This window comes from Microcoleus sp. AS-A8 (assembly GCA_039962225.1).
Taxonomy (GTDB): Bacteria; Cyanobacteriota; Cyanobacteriia; order Cyanobacteriales; family Coleofasciculaceae; genus Allocoleopsis.
In genome coordinates this window covers 91,308-109,641 of record JAMPKV010000012.1, presented here as the reverse complement: position 1 = coordinate 109,641, position 18,334 = coordinate 91,308, and the positions used below count along the sequence as shown (strand labels likewise).

The window sequence follows — 18,334 nt, the reverse complement described above, 5'->3', positions numbered from 1 at the left end:
CCTCTGTGGAAGAATAAAAGGGAATAGTAGAGGTGAAACAACTACAGCCAAAGACAGTTTTAGTGGTTGAAGATGAGCGCTCTGACCTGTTTTCCCTAGAACGGGCGTTTCGGCAATTGGGGTCAGAATTTGTGCTTCAGGTTGTCGAAACTGGACAGGAAGCAGTTTTCTATCTTGAGGGAAAGGAACCTTATAGCGATCGCGCCCAATACCCTCTACCTGTCTTGCTCATCCTAGATCTGAGACTGCCGGGAATGTCCGGTCTAGATCTGCTCAAGTGGATACGCCAACAGCCACTCTTCAAAGAGTTACCAATCATTGCTTTCACAGCATACGGCAATCGCGATTTACCCCGTGCTTATGAGTTAGGACTCGACTTCTACTTACTCAAGCCAGCAGAAGCTAACTCATTAGCTGAGGTGTTGCAGGCGCTTAATTTACTCGAAAGATAAAGTAATGGTGATGACTTCATCAAAAACCGACTTACTGAGATGGGAATGAGCCAATTTGACTTGGTGTAATTGCACTCCTGGTAAATCGGCTTGCCAAAGGGTTAGATGAGAAAAGTCATATCCGCTTAAATCCGTTTGCAGTTGATGGGGTAGGTTAATACTATTTTTCCCTGCATACCCAACTTCTGATAGGAATGTGAAACTGAAACTTGCAAAATTCAAGTCATAGTGAGATATCCCACAATCACTGCCTTGCCGCTTAACTTTGTTTTTGTTCCATAAGCTTGTACATCAATTGAAGTGCCATTTTTTCGTTGGCCTTTGAATTTACAATAAAGATACTTATTTTGAGATTTAAAGCACTGATTGATATGAGTCATCACTAAATCATGATAGTTAGATAATATGAGTTCAAATATAGATTCGACTGTAATAAATTCAATAAAACTGTATCCAAAAATAGCGGCTACACCCGGATTGGTATACATAAATTTTCCATCATTAAACATGATGTAAATACCGAGCAACGAGAGTTGTTCCTCAGGAGAGAGTTGCTCATGGGTGACGTTTAATTCCAAGTCTTTCTGCTGTACAGTCTGGCTGGATTTCGGCTCTGAAGGATGGCGTTCAACATAAAGTAAGGCATTTTCTATAATTAGAGCCATTTGCTCCGCACATAACTGCATTAACTGAGCGGTTTGTGAGCTAAAATGTCCCGGATCGGGATGCATCAGGGTGATCACAGCCATCAGCACTTTCCCCCGACAAATCGGTATACTGAGTGCAGAACGAACGGTGTAAGGCTCATTAGGGAGCGTCAGCCAGCGCTCATCCTTCATTGTGTCGGTCACAAGTCCGACTTTGCGGTTGCGACTCACCCAGCCTGCAAGACCTTTATCCAAAACCATACCGACAAGCCTTTGCTTGATGTCTCGGATAACGGCACCGCGAGCTAAGATACTTTCACTGACTCGTCCCTCAGCATCGAGTAAAAATAGGCTACTTTCGTCAGCGTTGGTTAAGCTGATCGCAATTTTTAAAATCTGTTGTAAAACGGTACGGATCATCAGCGTTCCAGTCGCCGTTTTCGCCGTTGTAATTGAGGCTAGAAGTAATTCATGAAGAGTATCGAATGCTATTTTTTTAGCTTGAAGTTCGCCAACTTTTTGCTGGAGTGAAGCCAATTCTTCAATTAGCTCTTCTTTGGATCGATCGCAATCATTCACATTTACCTCGGTCATGAGAAGACGACTGAGCTCTTGGTTTTGGATGCTTCTTCCTTTCAACTTTAAGCGCTATAGCATGTAGAGACAAAAAAGTCCCACGTTATATCACAGGCGCGTAGCACCTAGCCAGACGCAGTCTAGCGTACCGACAAAGCGGATTGCCCAAAAGGGAGGGGCGAAGCGATTGCGCGTAGCGCACCGGCAAAGCCGATCGCGTTCTATAGCACCCAAGTTACAGTGATATGAGCGACAGCTCTAACGATGAAATTGAATCTAGAGGAATCCATGAATCAACGACGCGAGCTACCTGACTGGGAACAGTTGTATCAGGAAAAGAATGTAGAATCCATGCCTTGGTTCAACCCTGATCTCGATCCAGATCTGGATCAAGCGTTAACCCAACTGAACCTTCATAGTACTACAGCCTTAGATCTGGGCACAGGGCCGGGTACTCAAGCGATGGCATTAGCCCAGCGAGGCTTTCAAGTCACAGCAACCGATCTTTCTGTAACAGCTATCCAGAAGGCACAACAGGTTGCCCAAGAAAAAGGTTTAGATATTGTTTGGAAACAGGATGATATCCTCAACAGTACTCTAAACCAAGAATTTTACTTTGTACTCGATCGCGGCTGTTTCCATGTGTTTCCCCCGGAGCAAAGAGCCAATTACATTCAGGTTGTCATTAACTTGATTAAGCCTCAGGGTTATCTATTCCTGAAATGCTTTAGCCACTTAGAAACACGTCCAGAGGGGCCTTATCGATTTACACCCGACGAAATCAAGGACATTTTCAGCGGTCAATTCAACGTTCTATCGGTTCAAGAAACCGTCTATCACGGTACACTGTCGCCACTTCCACACGCCTTATTTTGCATCCTGCAAAAAGCTTAACGAGACAAGGATGAAAGTAGACTTTCCAGATAGGCACCATACACTGACGCACACAACGAAAGAATGAAAATTCTTATCCCTTCTGTCCTCGTATGAGCTCCGGTCTGCCTTCTGCCTTCTGCCTTCTGCCTTATTTTCAGATTAGGTTTTATGAATAGACCTCTTGCTCTCATTCGATTTTCGCCCCCCTAACCCCCCAATTCTGGGGGGAACCTGAATTCAAAGTCCCCCAAAATTGGGGGATTTAGGGGGCATTCCTGGATTTATGCAAGAGGTTTTATAAATAAACATGAATAAACTTTAAAAAAATGCCCACCCTCCAGGAGGTTGGGTGGGCAGGCTTTGACTGGTTAGGGAATTTTTTCGATTCAATCAGCTTTCAGGAAATGAAGCGAAAAATCTTAAGCTTATTTTCTAGTCAGCAGCTTTTTAAGATTAAACCGATTTAAACCGCCGCTAACTGAGGTTCAGGGCGCTTGCTATTGCGAACCCCCTCGATGGCTTCTGCATAATCTTTGGCCTTGAAGACAGCTGAACCCGCCACAATTGCATTGGCTCCCGCTTCTAACACTTGCCAGGTATTGTTTCCCTTGAGTCCGCCATCGACTTCAATCCAAGGATCGAGTCCACGCTCATCACACATTTGACGCAGTTTGCGGATTTTGGGGAGTACCGCAGGAATAAAGCTCTGACCACCAAAGCCGGGATTGACGCTCATAATCAGCACCAAGTCGCAGACTTCTAATACATAATCAATCAACTCTAACGGCGTTGAGGGGTTTAGCACTACACCGGCTTGCTTACCCAATTCTTTAATCTGACAGAGAGTGCGGTGTAGATGGGGAGAGGCGTTGTGTTCACAGTGTACGGAAATAATATCGGCTCCGGCCTTGGCGAAGTCTTCCACATATTTTTCTGGTTCCACAATCATCAGGTGGACATCCAGGGGCTTTTGGGTAACCGGACGAATCGCTTCCACAATCAGAGGACCAATCGTGATGTTGGGGACAAACCGACCATCCATCACATCCACATGAATCCAGTCAGCACCAGCGGCATCCACGGCTCTAATTTCTTCTCCCAATCGGCTAAAGTCCGCTGATAGGATAGAAGGGGCAACAACGATGGGTTTTTGGGATTGCGTTTGGGTCATGACTGGTGATACTCTCCTGCGTCCTCAGTTTTATTTATTGATCTTAACAAAATCTTTAGCCTTTCCCCAACTTAACCTGAACCTTTGCGTTCGCGTGACAGAATTTAATCTGGCGTGGCGCTTTCTCTCACTCCGCGACAACGGCAGGAAAGACGGGACACAGACAAGTGACATTTCTTTGACCCACCCCTTAACAAATAAATGACTCAAACCTATTTAATTTAAGGAGCAGCATCCTTGGCTCACTGGCAGATTGTTCGCAAATTAGGATGGATCATGGGAGGGTTAAGTGCCTCCTACGTCGTTACCCCAGTGATCGCTTCATCAATATCTTCAATCGGAGAAGCGGGGATCGAAGCACGTAAACTACATAACCCTCCCTACAACTTAATCGGTCGTAAAATTGCCATTGGTCAGGTGGAAATTGGTAGACCTGGAGTTTTTGGTTTTGACAAAGCCGTTGCCTGGAATCCTCCCACCCCTCTGGAACGAGCCTTTTATCGCAACGGTCCGGCTAAATCCGATACCAATGTGGATGCTCATGCTGCAATGGTGGCAGGGGTAATGGTCAGTCGAGACAAAGGTTTACCAGGAGTCGCACCCGGAGCAAGGCTCTATTCTACAGCCGTGGGTTCACCCACCAAGGGAGGACAACCGGAAGAGTGTCTATCCGCTCAGTATGTCACCCTGCAAAATGGGGGAGATGTGCGGGCGATTAATTTTAGTTTTGGCGAACCGTTGGAACGAGACACCAGACCGGATGCCACATTGGATGGGAATGCGCTTTTGACTCAATGCATTGATTGGTTATCCACCGTTCACAACACGCTGTTTGTGATTGCCGGGAACCAGGGGGACGGGGGTATTCCGATCCCGACAGATAACTACAATGGGGTGAATACCGCTTACTCAACCAAGCGACAGGGAGTGTTCACGAAAGTGGACTTTCCGAATTTAAGTGCTGCGCCAGTTGGGATTGGCAGACGTTTGATTGAACGCGAGATTAATGTTGGCGATCGCCGCTCCATTAGTATTGTTGCTCCCGGTAGCAAAATTGCGGCGTACAGTTTGGACGGGAAAAAGACTGAGGTGAGTGGGACGAGTTTTGCGGCTCCTCATATTACAGGAACAGTAGCGTTGCTTCAAGAATTTGGCGACCGTCAACTCCAATCCAAGCAGAGAAATTGGAGTACAGACTCCCGACGTCACGAAGTGATGAAAGCGGTGTTACTCAACTCGGCTGAGAAAATCCAGGATAGCGGCAATGGGTTGCACTTGGGAATGAGCCGTACCATTTTGAGCAAAGATAACCGCACCTGGTTAGACTCTGATGCCTATAAAGACCCCAAAATTCCGTTAGATTACCAGATGGGAACCGGACAACTGAATGCCTTCCGTGCTTACCAGCAATTTAGCCCGGGTCAATGGAGGTCAACGGCTGCCGTACAACCCATTGGTTGGGATTATGCGACAGTAGAGGCGTCATCCTTTAAGGATTATGTGTTAGACAAACCCGTGAAGGAAAAAAGTTTTGTGTCTCTGACGTTGGCGTGGAATCGTCTCGTGGAGTTGCAAGACAAGAATCAAAATAATGCCTTTGATGTGGGGGAGAGTTTTCGCGATCGCGGATTGAATCACCTTGACCTTTACCTCATGCCAGTGGATGAGAATAACACGAGCAAAAGTGTCTGTTCTTCCATCAGTGCGGTGGATAGTGTACAGCATATTTTCTGCCCAGTCCCGACTGCTGGTCGCTACAAAATCCGCGTTCAGTATCGCAAACAGATGAATAAACCATCCCAACCGTATGCCCTCGCTTGGTGGACAGTCCCTCGGTAATCCAGTCAACTCCAGGATTTTTCACCTGAGTGCATAAGTGGCATGGGCTTCACGCGATCGCATCAATGAGTTCCTGCCAGCGTTGTTGCCACAGCTGTTGCATGGCTTGCATGACGTCCGGTAAGTCGGCAAAGTCTTTGCTTTGCCGTTGAAGTTCTGGGGCTAATCCTTTGAGTCCGACACAATCTCGGCAACTGTGCAATACTCGCTGCCAAGCGGAATACCACTCTAGTCCCGCTTGTTGATGGGCGTGAATTGGTTGGAGGCGATCGTCTTCTTCCCGCAAATATTGCGATCGTTTTGCCCAAGCGTCTCGCCAGGGTTGTACAGCTTCCGGCATTTCGTGTTCCTCGTACCAATCCCGTTCTGTGCGTAAGATTTCACCAAGTTGATCGAGGGTAGAACGGGAGGTGCAGTTTTGGATGGCAGCAATTCCTTGCTCAATCCAGAGGGGCAAGCAGCGATAACTGATGAATTTAGCGCGAGATTCCACCAATTTGACCCAGATTTGATGCTTCCAGCACTCTATGCGCTCAATTTGGTTGAGGGGAATGTTGAGAAAAGTGGCGACTTGCTGCCGTATTTGGTCAAGGGGTAATTGTCGTGGATCAATCACCCCAGAGGTGATTAAGTTCTGGGACATGATGGTAAATTCACTCCTGTTTTGGGTATTCGGTGTCGTGACCCAAAATCCAAGCCACCCCGCATTAGTTGACATAAGAAGTCGGGGGGCGTCGAGGAGTGTTACCATTCTTCTAGCTTCCAGACTGGTTATTGCAGTTTGGGGGTTAGCCGCTCCTAGCTGGTGCTAACAGCTTTGAGTGGCGCTAAGATTTTTAGGTTTTTAGTGTATCAAGATTACCTTAGCAGATTGAGTGATTTCTGCTCAAGGGTCAAGTTTTGTTTACAAATCTTTAGGAAAATCACCGAGTTGCTCGATTTTAGATATAAAGCAATCGCCTTTGTGGATAGTGTGGCAGAATGCGATCGCACATTCTTTTCGCCTCATTCACAATCCCAAGCAATAGCGAGTTGCTGCCTCTACCCGTGACATAACTTGTTCAGAAAGTCTACCTGCTGGTTGTTCTGGAAAACGTCTTTGATCGAGGGAGCGAAGTTGAAAACACAAGAAAACTGTTTCAACTGGTAAACCACTTTCTGCCGCAGAAACTCGAACATTAGTTGGATAATCGCGTTGGATATTTTCTCCTTTTGTTCCAACAACGACGGTTACCACCAAAGGCAGGCGGTTAATTTCATCAACTGAAAGAACAACGACAGGACGTTGGCCTGCCTGTTCTCTACCTTGAACTGGATTAAGATTTACAAAATAGATTTCGCCTCGCTGAATGCTCACAATTCTGACAAACCATCCATTTCAGTAATTGCAAATTCCCGCTCAATTGCCTTAAGTTCCTCCTGAATAGCTGGGTCATTTGCCATTTGTGAAAGTTGTTCTTCAAAATTATGTGGTTTGTTGCTGAGATTGTTGCTGGTTGGAGTAAATCGCAAATTGTGAATAATTCGCTCAACTAGCCACAATTGCTCTTCATAAGATAAGAGACTAATGGATTTTTCAATCTCGCTTAGGGTAGGAGAGGTCATGATGAGAGATTCTACTGGTCTAGTAGGGTCTAAAGTCTAGCCTATCACTGCTGAGAGAATAGCAGGTTGAATATTAGCTCTAGCGCGTAGCAATAAGCTGTTACGCATTTAATGAATTCGTTGGTATTTAGCTTATTTCTTGTGGGGCGGGCATCTTGTTCGTTTTTAATAGTATGTCTTATCTTTCCATCTTGAGCCATCCAAAAACATGATTTACTGTTAACTCTAGTTCAATCTCCTCCAGTATTACTAAGCGATCGCTCCCTTGCATCAGTTCAGGTTGCTGACCCGACAAAAATACCAGTATGCTGCGATCATCGGGGTCAACAAACCAACCTAATCGGCATCCATGCTGTAGACAGTAGAGAATATTACCAATTACTTTATTAGGCTTCTGTTCAGGAGAAAGAATCTTAATTGTCCAGTCTGGAGGCAGTTTAAAATCATCAGGCACCTCTCCATTTGTATTGAAAGGAATGCGATGCCACTGAAACACCGCTACATCAGGGATAATTGACCGACTACCAAAGCTACACCGCAGTTCAGGGAAAGCGTAGGCAATCTTAGCATCCTCAGTCACTTGGTTAACGGCAGCACAAAGTTTACCCTGCAAACGGCTGTGTCTCCCCTTTGGCATCGGCTTCTGGATAATTTCACCGTCAATGTATTCGCTAGCTGGCTTCGTTTCAGGGAGTTTTAGAAACTCATCCAGCGTAATAGGTTTGGAGGCTGAAACGGTCATTGGATCACCTCCATCTCGTTCATTTCTTCCTCTTCTTCCTCCTTCATTTCTTCCAGAGATTGCCAACCTGCTTGCCATAAGGAAGGGTTTTTCAGTTGTTTGGCATTGAGCCAAAAACGGACATTGGGGTCGCAGGATGCAACCATTTCGGCAAAGACTAAATCCCCTTGGTTTTTGCGGTTGACAACTTGAAAGTGCCGCCAGCCCCAGGTTTTCTGCCTGGATGTCCATTTAGAACCCACGAGGTAAGGGAATTTTTGCTTTTTTGGCATTCCTAAATCCAAGGCTTAATATTTATTAACATTTCTCATGATAGTTTCTTCCGTGCCAAGAGGCGTGCCGCGATCACACCGCCGATAAAGCCAAATAAGTGTCCTTCCCAGGATATTCCGGGTCGCGTTGGCAACACGCCCCAGATCGTACTCCCGTAGAGGAAACCGACGACGAGGGAGAGCAAGATTGAGGGAAAGTTGCGTTCAAAGTAGCCCCGCAGAAGCAAAAAACCCAGGTAACCGAAGATCAGACCACTTGCACCAATGTGAATCGAGTTGGGTGAACCAAACACCCAAGTCCCTAAGCCACTCACCAGCATGGTAATGGCGCTAACCCTAAAAAAGTCTCTGGTTTCTTGCAACATCACAAACCAACCCAGAACGATAAAAGGGATGGTGTTGGCAATTAGGTGACCCAAACCACCATGTAGGAAAGGGGCAAACAAAATGCCACGCAAACCAATAATGTGACGTGGAGCAATTCCGTAAACGTTGAGTGCCCCACCCAAAGCCAAATCTGCAATCCCTAAAACCCAGATGGTGGCAACGAATCCACCGAGGATTTTGCCTTGGGTTTTCAATTCACGGGCGATCGCTCCTGTTTCGGTGCGGAGGATGGCTTTTCTGTCTTCCCTGCTCATAGCTTTGCCTCTGGGATAGCCTGTTTTTGATGTGTGTGGATGTTTCCAGGTTAGCAAGTCCAAGCAGGGCAATTAGTCAATTCCACATGGGAATCAAGGGTTGTGCATCCGTATCGTGTTGTTTGTTGTTGGTGAAAAATAACGAACCACAGAGGCACAGAGAACGCAGAGATAGTAGAGCTAAGAGAGTTTAATGAGTCAATTAGGATTGCTGTATAGTCAGCCCAATAAAATATACAACCTTTGTAGGGTGCGTTATGTTAAATTAACGCACCATTCCTCGCTTCATCGGTGCGTTACGGCTTTGCTTAACACACCCTAAATGCTCATATTTTTTTAGGTTTTCTAGGCTCTATTTCCTAGATTCTCGATCGCAACCGGTTCAATCGTCTCAGCGGGTTCAAAACCAAAGACACGGGAGTAGAAGTAAAACTCACCATCTAAGGTGCGTTTGATATTCTCGGCACGACGGAATCCGTGTTGTTCTCCCTCATAAGCAACATAAGCCACAGGCAATCCTTTCGCTTTTAAGGCTTCGACCATCATCTCTGCCTGGTTAGGCGGTACAACTTTATCTTCTAGTCCTTGGAAGAAAATAACAGGACAAGAAAGTTGGTCGGTGAAGTGAATCGGCGATCGCTTTTCATACAAATCTTTGCGTTCCGGGTAAGGGCCAATTAACCCATCCAGGTAGCGTGCCTCAAATTTATGGGTATCCTTCGCCAATACCTCCAAATCACTGACGCCGTAGTAACTGGCACCGGCCTTAAAGATATCCCGGAAAGTAAGAGCAGCTAAGGTTGTGTAGCCTCCAGCACTGCCCCCTGCGATCGCCAGTCGCTCACCATCCACTAATCCTTGCTCAGCCAGATACTTGGCAGCATTGGCGCAATCGTCCACATCCACAATTCCCCAATTATCTTTGAGCCGTTGACGATAGTCTCGTCCGTATCCTGTGCTACCCCCATAGTTAACATCAACAAAGGCAAAGCCGCGACTTGTCCAATATTGAATTTTTAAGTTAAATGCACTGGAGGTAGAGGCGGTTGGCCCCCCGTGACTTTTAACAATCAGTGGCGGCTTTTCCCCAGTCGGTGCGGTGTAGTCTTGGTTGTTGGGTGGGTAGAAGAAGGCATACGCGGTGAGATTATTCTCAGTTGGGAATGCGATCGCTTGGGGTACGGAGAGATATCCGGTATCTATCTCTAACTGACTTGATCGCCGCAAGACTTCTAGTTGTCGCGTTGCTAAGTCCATCTGAACCACCGCCGTCGGTTCTGTGGCTGAACCCGCCATGAACACAGCGCGATTATTTACCGCATGAACGGATGAAATATCCGTGTAAGCTGTCTCAATCACTTCTAGCTGTTTTGTCTGGGTATCCAGACTCGCCAAGTACCAAATGCCTTCTTGGGTGTAAGTACAAATAATGCGATTAACGGACTCAACGGCATAGGTAGACATGCCAAACACCCACTGGGGAAGCCCAAACTCAGCTTCCATTTCACATAATGGTTCAATCTCTCCTACACTCTCCTGAGCAAGGGGGGGGTTCCAGCGGTAAAGATTCCACCAACCCGTGCGGTCAGAAACAAAGTACAATACACCATCCGGTGACCATTCTGGCTGAAAGACGGACTCCTCAACGCCTCCAGCTACTAGCTGAGGTTCACCCAATAAACCATCGGCTTGAATCGGAGCAACCCAGAGTTGAGTACCATCCCAAGGCATATTCGGATGATTCCAACTCAGCCATGCTAACTGAGTGCGATCGGGACTCAGGCGCGGCGAGGCGTAAAAATCATTGCCAGAAGCTAACACTTGGACATCTTCACCATTGTCCAAGTTAATGCTGACCAACGTGTTTGTGGGTTCATGACCTCCTGCGGTGTGGTCTTCGCACACACAAATAATCCGCCCCCGTCCCGTGTCAATCACCGCATCCGCATAGCGCAGATTTCCCCCTGACTCCTTAGAAATAGGTTGCGGTTCCTGTAGAGGCGCTGCCCCTGTGCCCTTATAGAGGCGTTGATCGGCAAAGTTGGAGAAGTAAATGATGCCATCTTTAACGGTGAAAGAACCACCACCATACTCGTGAACGCGGGTACGAACGTTGAAGGGAAGTGGCGTTACATCAGTAATGGTGCCATCGGGTGTTCGTCTTGCGATCGCATTCCGTCCCGCTTCAGCAGGTCGCCCCTCGCTCCAGTAGACATCATCTCCATCAAGGGCAATACCGCCTATCCCAATTGTACCTGTGACAATCAAGTCAGCCGTAATGGGTGATTTCCAAGAACCATAGGGTGCTATTTGCGATTGGCTCATGCTTATTCCTCTTTTGACAATCCCACGCCTAAAGGCGATTCCTATTCATTATTAGCAATAAATGGCTTTTCAGAGGATAGAGATTGAGCCGCCGCAAATTTATAACTAATGGATGGCTGCGGTTATACCTCAGGAGTGTCTATCTCAAAGTCTTGTCGTAGATAATCTTAGAGCAGAGAAACGTACTCTTTAAAACTATTGCGTCTTAGCCTGAAATGTACGGCAAAAGGTAGATCGATTCATTACGCCTATTTTTTTAATCCTGTCTTGATGAGCCTGCGTATTCTCAATAAGCTCTCAACGGATTTGATAAAACTAGAAGTTCGATGAACGCTCAAAAATAAATTCATTTTTTTACAAGAGAAATATCAAAAAAATGTTGCCTTCAGCCTTATTGCCAACATGGATATTAACCAAGAGCAACTTTTTCCTTGTTTCTGGAGTCACTTATTCCCCTTTGTACTCGGTTTATTAGATGATGCTTTGCTGCTCTTACTCTCCCGACTAGGACTTCATCTCAACGGGCTACAGTGGCTTTCTCCAGTGATGCTGAGTTGTACGGTACTGTATTGGGTCGTGCAGCTCTGGCAAAACCGCATGAAAAACTCGTAAAGTACTTGGGGTGTGGCGATGATGAGTCCCAATCTTTATCAGTAGCAGAGTACTAAGTAAGACAACCCAATGTTCTGTAGGATGCTCTCTTCGCCAGTTTAATGCATTAAACCTTACAGTTGAGTGCGTTACGGCTTCGCTTCACACACTCTACATCTCACATTTAATTGGATGTATCTACTTCCTGGTGAGGAGTCAATCCCTTCTAGAGACACTGGATACTAACAGAGCTGGGATTTGGGAACTCGGCAAAACTTGTGCAATAGACCACTAAGTTGTAGAGTTCTTAAAGGTAAATGAAAAAAATTAGCCGATTCCAAGCGCGCATTGGCATAAAACTGCACTGCGGTTAAACTGGTTCTATCTTCATAGAGAACAATCATAAATATAGCATCTGCTCCCTGGAGAGCTATTTGCTGTGAAAATCGCCATAAATAGGTGATGTAAAGCCTCTCAATAGAGGCTTTACCCGCGATTAGAACATGGCGATCTTGATGGCAAACAACTCACTAGTATCTCTAAAGCTAGGCTCGATCAGGACACCCTAAGAAGTTTGTAGCATCGTGCTGGAACTGAAATCTTATCGAGCGCCGTACTGATGACGGAAACCCAGATGCGTCTGGGACTGACCCATATTGTAAGGGAGGATGCATTCATGCATACCAATTCAGAACTGGTTAATACCGTTGGCAATGCTACTCTAATCAGTCCAAAGGTATATCCCTGGGATTCGGGGCCTGCTGTGATTGAATTGCAAGAGCTGTTACGCGCTCATGGGTTTAACCTCCGAGTCGATGGGGAGTTTGGCAGTTTAACCGAAAAGGCCGTCGCCGCCTATCAACGGGCACAGGGACTGACAGTTGACGGCGTTGTGGGTTCAAAAACTTGGGCGGCCTTAAAAACAACCGTCAAGCCTGGAACTCGCAGACTTAGCATCGGTCGCACAGGGACTGATGTTCGTTACTTACAAGGACTATTACAAATCCAGGGGTATAACGTCCCTTGCAATGGCAACTTTGGGGCTTCTACGCAGCGCGCTGTTATGGCTTTTCAGGAGAGACATAAGTTAAAACCCACTGGCTTGGTAGACCCTACAACTTGGACTGTTCTGCAAGGGAATCCCCCCATACCGACTCCTGCCAAACCAACTCGGTGGACGTTTGATTTCCGCAAATGGCGATGAGTCTTATACAGTAGCGCCTGCTTAAACTTCATCACATCTTTAAAATAGAGGGTGACACCCCTCACCCCCAAATGCAATAATAAGGTTATTAGATGCACCCTGATGATCGGGAGAGTCGCCACAAGTGGCTCTCTTTTTTTTTGTGTGAATTTACCCGAAAAGTCGGCGCGAGGTTACCCTTGGGCTTTGTTTGGTTGGACTTTCCTGAGCCACCCCACCACATTAAGGCATGAAGTTGCACTCTTGAACACGCTGGAGCAAAGGCAACAATCATTGTGGTATGAGGCCGGGGAGGAAATGAAAGTGTTTTTAATCTCCTGAATCATTGGCTCTTGGTCATCTATTCCTCTAGTTATATAGAGCTAAATGAGAAGTAAAACTCTGGACAGAGACCTCTACATTTGTCTTCGGCTATACCTATAAGTGTCAAGTCCTGAGTCGTCAATGAAGAGAAAGACATTAAGGGTTATGTCTAAGTCCCTAGCATTCTCTTGCTAAATAGGATGTTTCCAGGGAATAGAATCGACAGACTACAAGGGGAAAAACGCATAGCGTAGATACGGATGACCAGCAAGAAGTAATATGCAGGCTAATGGATTTATAAAGCGCTCTCCCCTAGGAGAAATAAAGATTAATCAGACTACTCACAGCGAAGTTCAAGCCAATCAGACTCAAACCGATGGCATAATGCTACCCAGTGTCTTGATGTTCGAGCATCCCTTTTATGTTGTTCTGGGTTGGGTCATTTTTAGTTTGATGATGTCGGCGATTTTCACGGTTGTCCGTTCTGAAATTTTTAGTCTAGAGCCTATATCTCAAGTTCCTTGTCGGAACTGTCAGTTCTTTTCAAGCAATCCTTATCTTCCGTGTGCGGTTCACCCTGGTATGGCTCTCACTGAAAATGCGGTTAATTGCTCTGATTACTGTCCTCAAAAACGCAAGTTGTTCCACTAACCTCAACAGTCCAGTTATAGCGAAAGGCACCGGAGATCATACGAGCAGGTAGAAGGCAGAAGGCAGAAGGGTTGCATATTGACGGATCAAGGTTTCAGTATTTGGCGAGAGTCAAGAGTTGCCTTGGCGACTGCTATAAAACAACTGCTATAAAAACTGAATCAAATCAAAAAAACGCCTAACTCTAATGAGTTAGGCGTCTTATTAGCCCCTAGTCACCAAGCGTGTCAGGGGGATTTTTCGACGAGTAGGTTAAATCTGGGCGTCTACATTCTGAATCGGCTGAATGCTGACAGCAGGTTGCTGATGGCTAATCACCGCTTGTTGCAGCATTGGGGTGCGGGTAACAGAACTATTCGCCAACTCAAACAGAGGATTCGATAGAATCCCTGCCAGAGTAGTGGCAATAACGGTTAGGATTAAACCCACTTGCAAGGGGCGCATTCCAGGAAGGTTCCAGCGGATTTCGGGATAATCCTTCACGGCGTCGGACATTTCTTGGGGTTCTTTTACCACCATCATCTTGACGACGCGGATGTAGTAGTAAATTGAAACTACACTCGCTAGCAAACCGAGTATGACTAAACCATACAGTCCGGCTTGCCAACCGGCCCAGAACAAGTAGATTTTGCCGAAGAATCCGGCTAGAGGCGGAATTCCTCCTAAAGAGAGCAAACAAATGCTCAATCCCAACGTTAAGAGGGGGTCTTTTTGATATAAACCCGCGTACTCGCTAATTTGGTCAGTTCCCGTGCGTAGGGTGAAGAGAATCACGCAGATAAAGCCGCCCAGGTTCATGAATAAATAAACCAGCAGGTAAAAGATCATGCTGGCATAACCGGCGTCTGTCCCGGCAATCAGACCAATCATGACAAACCCAGCTTGAGCGATGGAAGAATAAGCTAACAGGCGCTTCATGCTGGTTTGAGTCAGGGCGACGACGTTCCCTAAAACAAGGCTCAAGATGGCTAGTGCGGTGAACACAAAATGCCACTGTTCGGTAACCAAGGGGAAGGCGGTGGTCATCAAACGAATGGCAAGGGCAAAACCAGCGGCTTTGGAACCGACGGAGAGGAAGGCTACCACGGGAGTGGGAGACCCTTCGTAAACGTCTGGTGTCCATTGGTGGAAGGGAACGGCTGAGATTTTAAAGGCAATCCCGGCGATCGCAAACACCAAAGCAATTAAAATTCCTAGGGATTGACCGGCTTCTAAAATCGCGACATTTGTGGCGATCGCATTTAAGTTCGTCTCTCCTCCAGACAAACCGTATAACAACGAGACGCCATAGAGAAATACGGCTGAGCTTGATGCCCCAATCAGCAAGTATTTCAACGCGGCCTCATTAGAACGCGGGTCACGCTTCATGTAACCTGTCAAGAGGTACGATGAAATACTTAACGTTTCGAGGGAGACAAAAATCGCCACCAACTCATTAGCTCCCGATAGGAACATCGCCCCCAAGGTCGCGCTGAGCAAAATGCCGATAAACTCAGCTAAAGACGTGCCAGCTTGCTGCACGTAGCGAATCGACATCAAAATCGTGACAGCCGTTGACAGGGCGATGATGCCGCGAAACGCTATACTCATGGCGTCGCCGTTGAACTCCCCTAAAAAGGCAATGGGGTCGGCAACATCCCATTGGTAGTAGAGGGCGACTAGGGCAAGCAGAAGACCGCCAATCGCCACATAGGGCAGTGTCTGAGTAGCGCTTCTCCCCGAAATCAGGTCAATCAATAAAACCAGCACGAGGGTAACTAGTATAATTCCCTCTGGCAAAATTATCCCGGCATTCAGCTGGGCAGCAATAGTGGCAAAATCCATAGGTTCTATTGTTATTGTCTATGGTTATGTTTGTCTCAACATTAACGTTCTTATCATATCGGTGATTGCCATCGGTTGAGCAGCCAAGTTTGCTCTAGAGGGCTGTGTCAGGCGATATTCGTGTGTTTGAGTAGCCATATCATTGTTGGTGTTCTGAAGTTGTTGATTCCGAAAAAAAATTTAGGTTTGCAACGTCACTCTCTCGGAATCTACTCCTGATCTATTCTAATTTCTAGTCTATGCTGAGAACGAGCTGTAAGTTTCTCAACAATTCATCTGATGTGTAGGGCTTTGGCAAAAAAGTTTTGACGCTATTACCTAGAAATTGACCGAGCTTATGGTTCGACACAAGCCCACTAATGGCTATAATTTTGACTTGGGGGTTAATTTTTTGTAAGACGCCGATCGCCGTTGGGCCATCTATATTGGGCATCATCATGTCAATCAACACAACATTAATTTTTTCCTTATGTTGTGTATATAGAGCAATCGCGCCAATTCCGTCACTCGCCTGTAAAACTTTGTAGCCATAAGTTTCTAGTAAGGTTTTAGTAATGTCACGAATTGAATCTTCGTCATCAACCACGAGAATTAATTCTCCATGCCCTGTGGGTAATTCATCGTGACTTTCTGATGGACAATGAATCGTTGTTGTTGGCATTGCAGGTAAGTACACTTGAAATTGTGTTCCTTTTCCCACTTTGCTTAAGACTTTAACAAAACCGCCGTGGCTTTTAATAATACCAATCGCCGTTGAAAGACCAAGACCTGTGCCTTTTCCCAATTCTTTTGTCGTAAAAAACGGCTCAAAAACTCTATCTATTATTTCCTTGGAAATCCCCATACCTGTATCGGATACAGTAATCACAATGTAAGGACCAACCTTAGCCTCAATATTCATCTGTGCATAGTGAGCATCAACCCAGAAATTTCTGGCAGAAATCTGGAGGGTACCCCCATCTGGCATAGCATCACGAGCATTAACGCAGAGGTTCATTAACACTTGGTGTAACTGAGTCATATCGCCAGAGATAGTCCCCAGATTTTGTGTTGGGAGTTCACTGCGAATTTCAATCGCTCTAGAAAATGTCTGTTTAACAATTTTCTCAATTTCATGAATTAAGTATTTTACGTCTAAGGGAGTGTGCTTACCGGCGACTCCTCGTGAAAATAACAGTACTTGTTTGACTAAATCTGCGGCACGTTTCACATTGGTTTCTAGGATCGAAAGCCACTGTTGGCTCTGTTCATCTGGGAGTTTACATTCCAGAAGTTGAGCTGCCATCATCATCGGTGTCAGTGCATTGTTGAGGTCGTGAGCAATACCGCTGGCTAGGGTTCCCAGACTCTCCATTCGCTGGGTTCGGAGAAACTGTGATTCGAGTTGTTTTTTCTCTGTAATATCGGTGTTGACCGTAAGAATGGATTTGGGTTGCCCATTTTCATCGCGCACTAATGTCCATCGACTGGCAACGATGATCTCTTTGCCTTCTTGGGTGAATTGTATTAATTCACTTTGCCACGAGCCACATTCAGCGAGACTTTTCCAACTGTCTTCGAGTTGATCTAAGGTTTCCCGTCGATACAGAAGCTCATGAACATTTTTGCCGATCACTTCTTGGGCTTTCCATCCGTATAGACGTTCAGCTCCTTTGTTCCAAAATCGGATTTTCTTGTTCAAGTCTCGCACGAGTATTGCATCTGTCGTGATATCGAGCAGAGCAGCTTGTTCGCGGATTTTCTGTTCGGCAATCTTGCGTTCGCTGAGGTCGAGGACAAAACCGACTGCGCTCTGTTGAGACTCCTCTAGAAGAACACCTCCAATCATAATAGGAATGTGGCTACCATCAGAGTGAATAAATTCTTTCTCGTAGGGAGTACAAACTCCAGAAGTAAGTAATTCTGCGAGCGCCTTTTCATCCAAACCGCGATATTCTAATGGAGTCATTTCGTCCCAACGCAAATCTCCTTTTAGGAGTTCGGAGCTATCGTATCCCACCATTTGTAGAAAGGCGTCGTTAGCATCGGTGATACTGCCGTTAACGTCTGTACAAATAATCCCAATGATATTGGATTCAACTAATCGCCTAAACCGGGATTCACTTTGCCGCAGTGCTGCAAAGGCTTGCTCTCGTTCCTCTTGTGCTCGCTTGCGCTCAGAGATTTCTTGTTGTAATCGCTCATTTTGTTCTGTGAGTCTCTTCGTCAGGTGCCGCAAGCGTAGATGGATGTTAACGCGGGCTAAAACCTCTTCATGCTCTAGCGGTTTGATGATGTAATCCACTGCCCCAAGATTCAACCCTTTGACCTTATCCACCTTCTCAGCCAGGGCAGTCATGAAAATTACAGGAATATCTTGAGTGGTTGGATTCGCTTTCAATCGACGGCAAGTTTCAAAACCGTCTATTCCTGGCATCAGTACGTCCAACAAAATTAAGTCGGGTGGGGCATATTCCGCCATTTCAAGCGCACTTTCCCCATCTTCGGCGACCACAACTTTGAAATCGGAATCCTCTAATAAATCGAGCAAAATTTCCAGATTAATGGGAGTGTCATCGACGAGTAAAATTACACTTTTTTGTATAGGTTCAAAACTCATTAATTCCTCTTGATCT

The 18,334-nt window shown here is 46.1% G+C and carries 18 protein-coding genes; 6 read left to right on the top strand and 12 right to left on the bottom strand.

Going from position 1 to position 18,334, the window contains the following annotated elements; genetic code table 11:
• Nucleotides 1-32: 32 nt before the first annotated feature.
• A complete protein-coding gene (locus tag NDI48_20105) occupies nucleotides 33-452 on the top strand; it encodes a response regulator (protein ID MEP0833473.1) in 420 nt (139 codons plus the stop codon).
• Here the strand turns inward: NDI48_20105 and NDI48_20100 are convergent.
• Together NDI48_20100 and NDI48_20095 are read right to left on the bottom strand one after the other, a co-directional pair.
• Nucleotides 438-674, bottom strand: a complete 237-nt coding sequence (locus NDI48_20100; protein MEP0833472.1) for a hypothetical protein — start codon at nucleotides 672-674, stop codon at nucleotides 438-440. The genes NDI48_20105 and NDI48_20100 overlap by 15 nt on opposite strands.
• Entirely contained in the window at nucleotides 671-1,693 is a 1,023-nt protein-coding gene (locus NDI48_20095; protein MEP0833471.1) for a GAF domain-containing protein, read from the bottom strand. The genes NDI48_20100 and NDI48_20095 overlap by 4 nt, the downstream gene beginning before the upstream one ends.
• A gap of 270 nt (nucleotides 1,694-1,963) precedes the next feature.
• Between NDI48_20095 and NDI48_20090 the strand changes: the two genes are divergently transcribed.
• On the top strand, nucleotides 1,964-2,569 hold the full coding sequence (locus tag NDI48_20090) for a class I SAM-dependent methyltransferase (protein ID MEP0833470.1): 606 nt from the start codon (nucleotides 1,964-1,966) through the stop codon (nucleotides 2,567-2,569).
• A 445-nt stretch (nucleotides 2,570-3,014) separates the two neighbouring features.
• On the opposite strand, the gene rpe is transcribed toward NDI48_20090, so the two are convergent.
• Entirely contained in the window at nucleotides 3,015-3,722 is a 708-nt protein-coding gene (gene rpe, locus NDI48_20085; protein MEP0833469.1) for a ribulose-phosphate 3-epimerase, read from the bottom strand.
• Nucleotides 3,723-3,998: 276 nt separating this feature from the next.
• Here rpe and NDI48_20080 point away from each other — a divergent pair, with 276 nt between their 5' ends.
• Nucleotides 3,999-5,561, top strand: a complete 1,563-nt coding sequence (locus NDI48_20080) for a S8 family serine peptidase (GenBank protein ID MEP0833468.1) — start codon at nucleotides 3,999-4,001, stop codon at nucleotides 5,559-5,561.
• 49 nt (nucleotides 5,562-5,610) lie between these two features.
• On the opposite strand, the gene NDI48_20075 is transcribed toward NDI48_20080, so the two are convergent.
• The 7 genes from NDI48_20075 to NDI48_20045 all read right to left on the bottom strand — a co-directional run bounded on the left by NDI48_20075 (nucleotide 5,611) and on the right by NDI48_20045 (nucleotide 11,146).
• The gene (locus tag NDI48_20075; protein ID MEP0833467.1) at nucleotides 5,611-6,204 is read right to left on the bottom strand and encodes a hypothetical protein; all 594 of its coding nucleotides are present in this window, start codon (nucleotides 6,202-6,204) and stop codon (nucleotides 5,611-5,613) included.
• 366 nt (nucleotides 6,205-6,570) lie between these two features.
• The gene (locus tag NDI48_20070) at nucleotides 6,571-6,918 is read right to left on the bottom strand and encodes a type II toxin-antitoxin system PemK/MazF family toxin (protein ID MEP0833466.1); all 348 of its coding nucleotides are present in this window, start codon (nucleotides 6,916-6,918) and stop codon (nucleotides 6,571-6,573) included.
• Entirely contained in the window at nucleotides 6,915-7,166 is a 252-nt protein-coding gene (locus NDI48_20065) for a hypothetical protein (protein ID MEP0833465.1), read from the bottom strand. Before NDI48_20065 ends, NDI48_20070 begins: the two co-directional genes overlap by 4 nt.
• A gap of 178 nt (nucleotides 7,167-7,344) precedes the next feature.
• The gene (locus NDI48_20060) at nucleotides 7,345-7,908 is read right to left on the bottom strand and encodes a Uma2 family endonuclease (protein MEP0833464.1); all 564 of its coding nucleotides are present in this window, start codon (nucleotides 7,906-7,908) and stop codon (nucleotides 7,345-7,347) included.
• Nucleotides 7,905-8,180: a TIGR02450 family Trp-rich protein gene (locus NDI48_20055; GenBank protein MEP0833463.1), complete on the bottom strand. Its 276-nt coding sequence runs from the start codon at nucleotides 8,178-8,180 to the stop codon at nucleotides 7,905-7,907. The genes NDI48_20060 and NDI48_20055 overlap by 4 nt, the downstream gene beginning before the upstream one ends.
• Nucleotides 8,181-8,215: 35 nt before the next feature.
• Nucleotides 8,216-8,821 carry a rhomboid family intramembrane serine protease gene (locus tag NDI48_20050; GenBank protein MEP0833462.1) on the bottom strand — a complete coding sequence of 202 codons (606 nt, stop codon included), beginning with the start codon at nucleotides 8,819-8,821 and terminating at the stop codon, nucleotides 8,216-8,218.
• 345 nt (nucleotides 8,822-9,166) lie between these two features.
• Nucleotides 9,167-11,146 carry a S9 family peptidase gene (locus NDI48_20045; protein MEP0833461.1) on the bottom strand — a complete coding sequence of 660 codons (1,980 nt, stop codon included), beginning with the start codon at nucleotides 11,144-11,146 and terminating at the stop codon, nucleotides 9,167-9,169.
• 402 nt (nucleotides 11,147-11,548) lie between these two features.
• On the opposite strand from NDI48_20045, the gene NDI48_20040 reads away from it, so the two are divergent.
• The 3 genes from NDI48_20040 to NDI48_20030 all read left to right on the top strand — a co-directional run bounded on the left by NDI48_20040 (nucleotide 11,549) and on the right by NDI48_20030 (nucleotide 13,895).
• The gene (locus NDI48_20040) at nucleotides 11,549-11,758 is read left to right on the top strand and encodes a hypothetical protein (GenBank protein MEP0833460.1); all 210 of its coding nucleotides are present in this window, start codon (nucleotides 11,549-11,551) and stop codon (nucleotides 11,756-11,758) included.
• 655 nt (nucleotides 11,759-12,413) lie between these two features.
• On the top strand, nucleotides 12,414-12,941 hold the full coding sequence (locus tag NDI48_20035) for a peptidoglycan-binding protein (protein MEP0833459.1): 528 nt from the start codon (nucleotides 12,414-12,416) through the stop codon (nucleotides 12,939-12,941).
• 582 nt (nucleotides 12,942-13,523) lie between these two features.
• Nucleotides 13,524-13,895 (top strand): hypothetical protein, encoded by a 372-nt coding sequence (locus tag NDI48_20030; GenBank protein ID MEP0833458.1) that lies wholly within the window; start codon nucleotides 13,524-13,526, stop codon nucleotides 13,893-13,895.
• A 252-nt stretch (nucleotides 13,896-14,147) separates the two neighbouring features.
• Here NDI48_20030 and NDI48_20025 read toward each other — a convergent pair whose 3' ends face one another.
• The gene (locus tag NDI48_20025) at nucleotides 14,148-15,719 is read right to left on the bottom strand and encodes an NAD(P)H-quinone oxidoreductase subunit N (GenBank protein MEP0833457.1); all 1,572 of its coding nucleotides are present in this window, start codon (nucleotides 15,717-15,719) and stop codon (nucleotides 14,148-14,150) included.
• A gap of 232 nt (nucleotides 15,720-15,951) precedes the next feature.
• Nucleotides 15,952-18,318, bottom strand: a complete 2,367-nt coding sequence (locus NDI48_20020; protein MEP0833456.1) for a response regulator — start codon at nucleotides 18,316-18,318, stop codon at nucleotides 15,952-15,954.
• Between the last annotated feature and the right edge of the window lie 16 nt (nucleotides 18,319-18,334).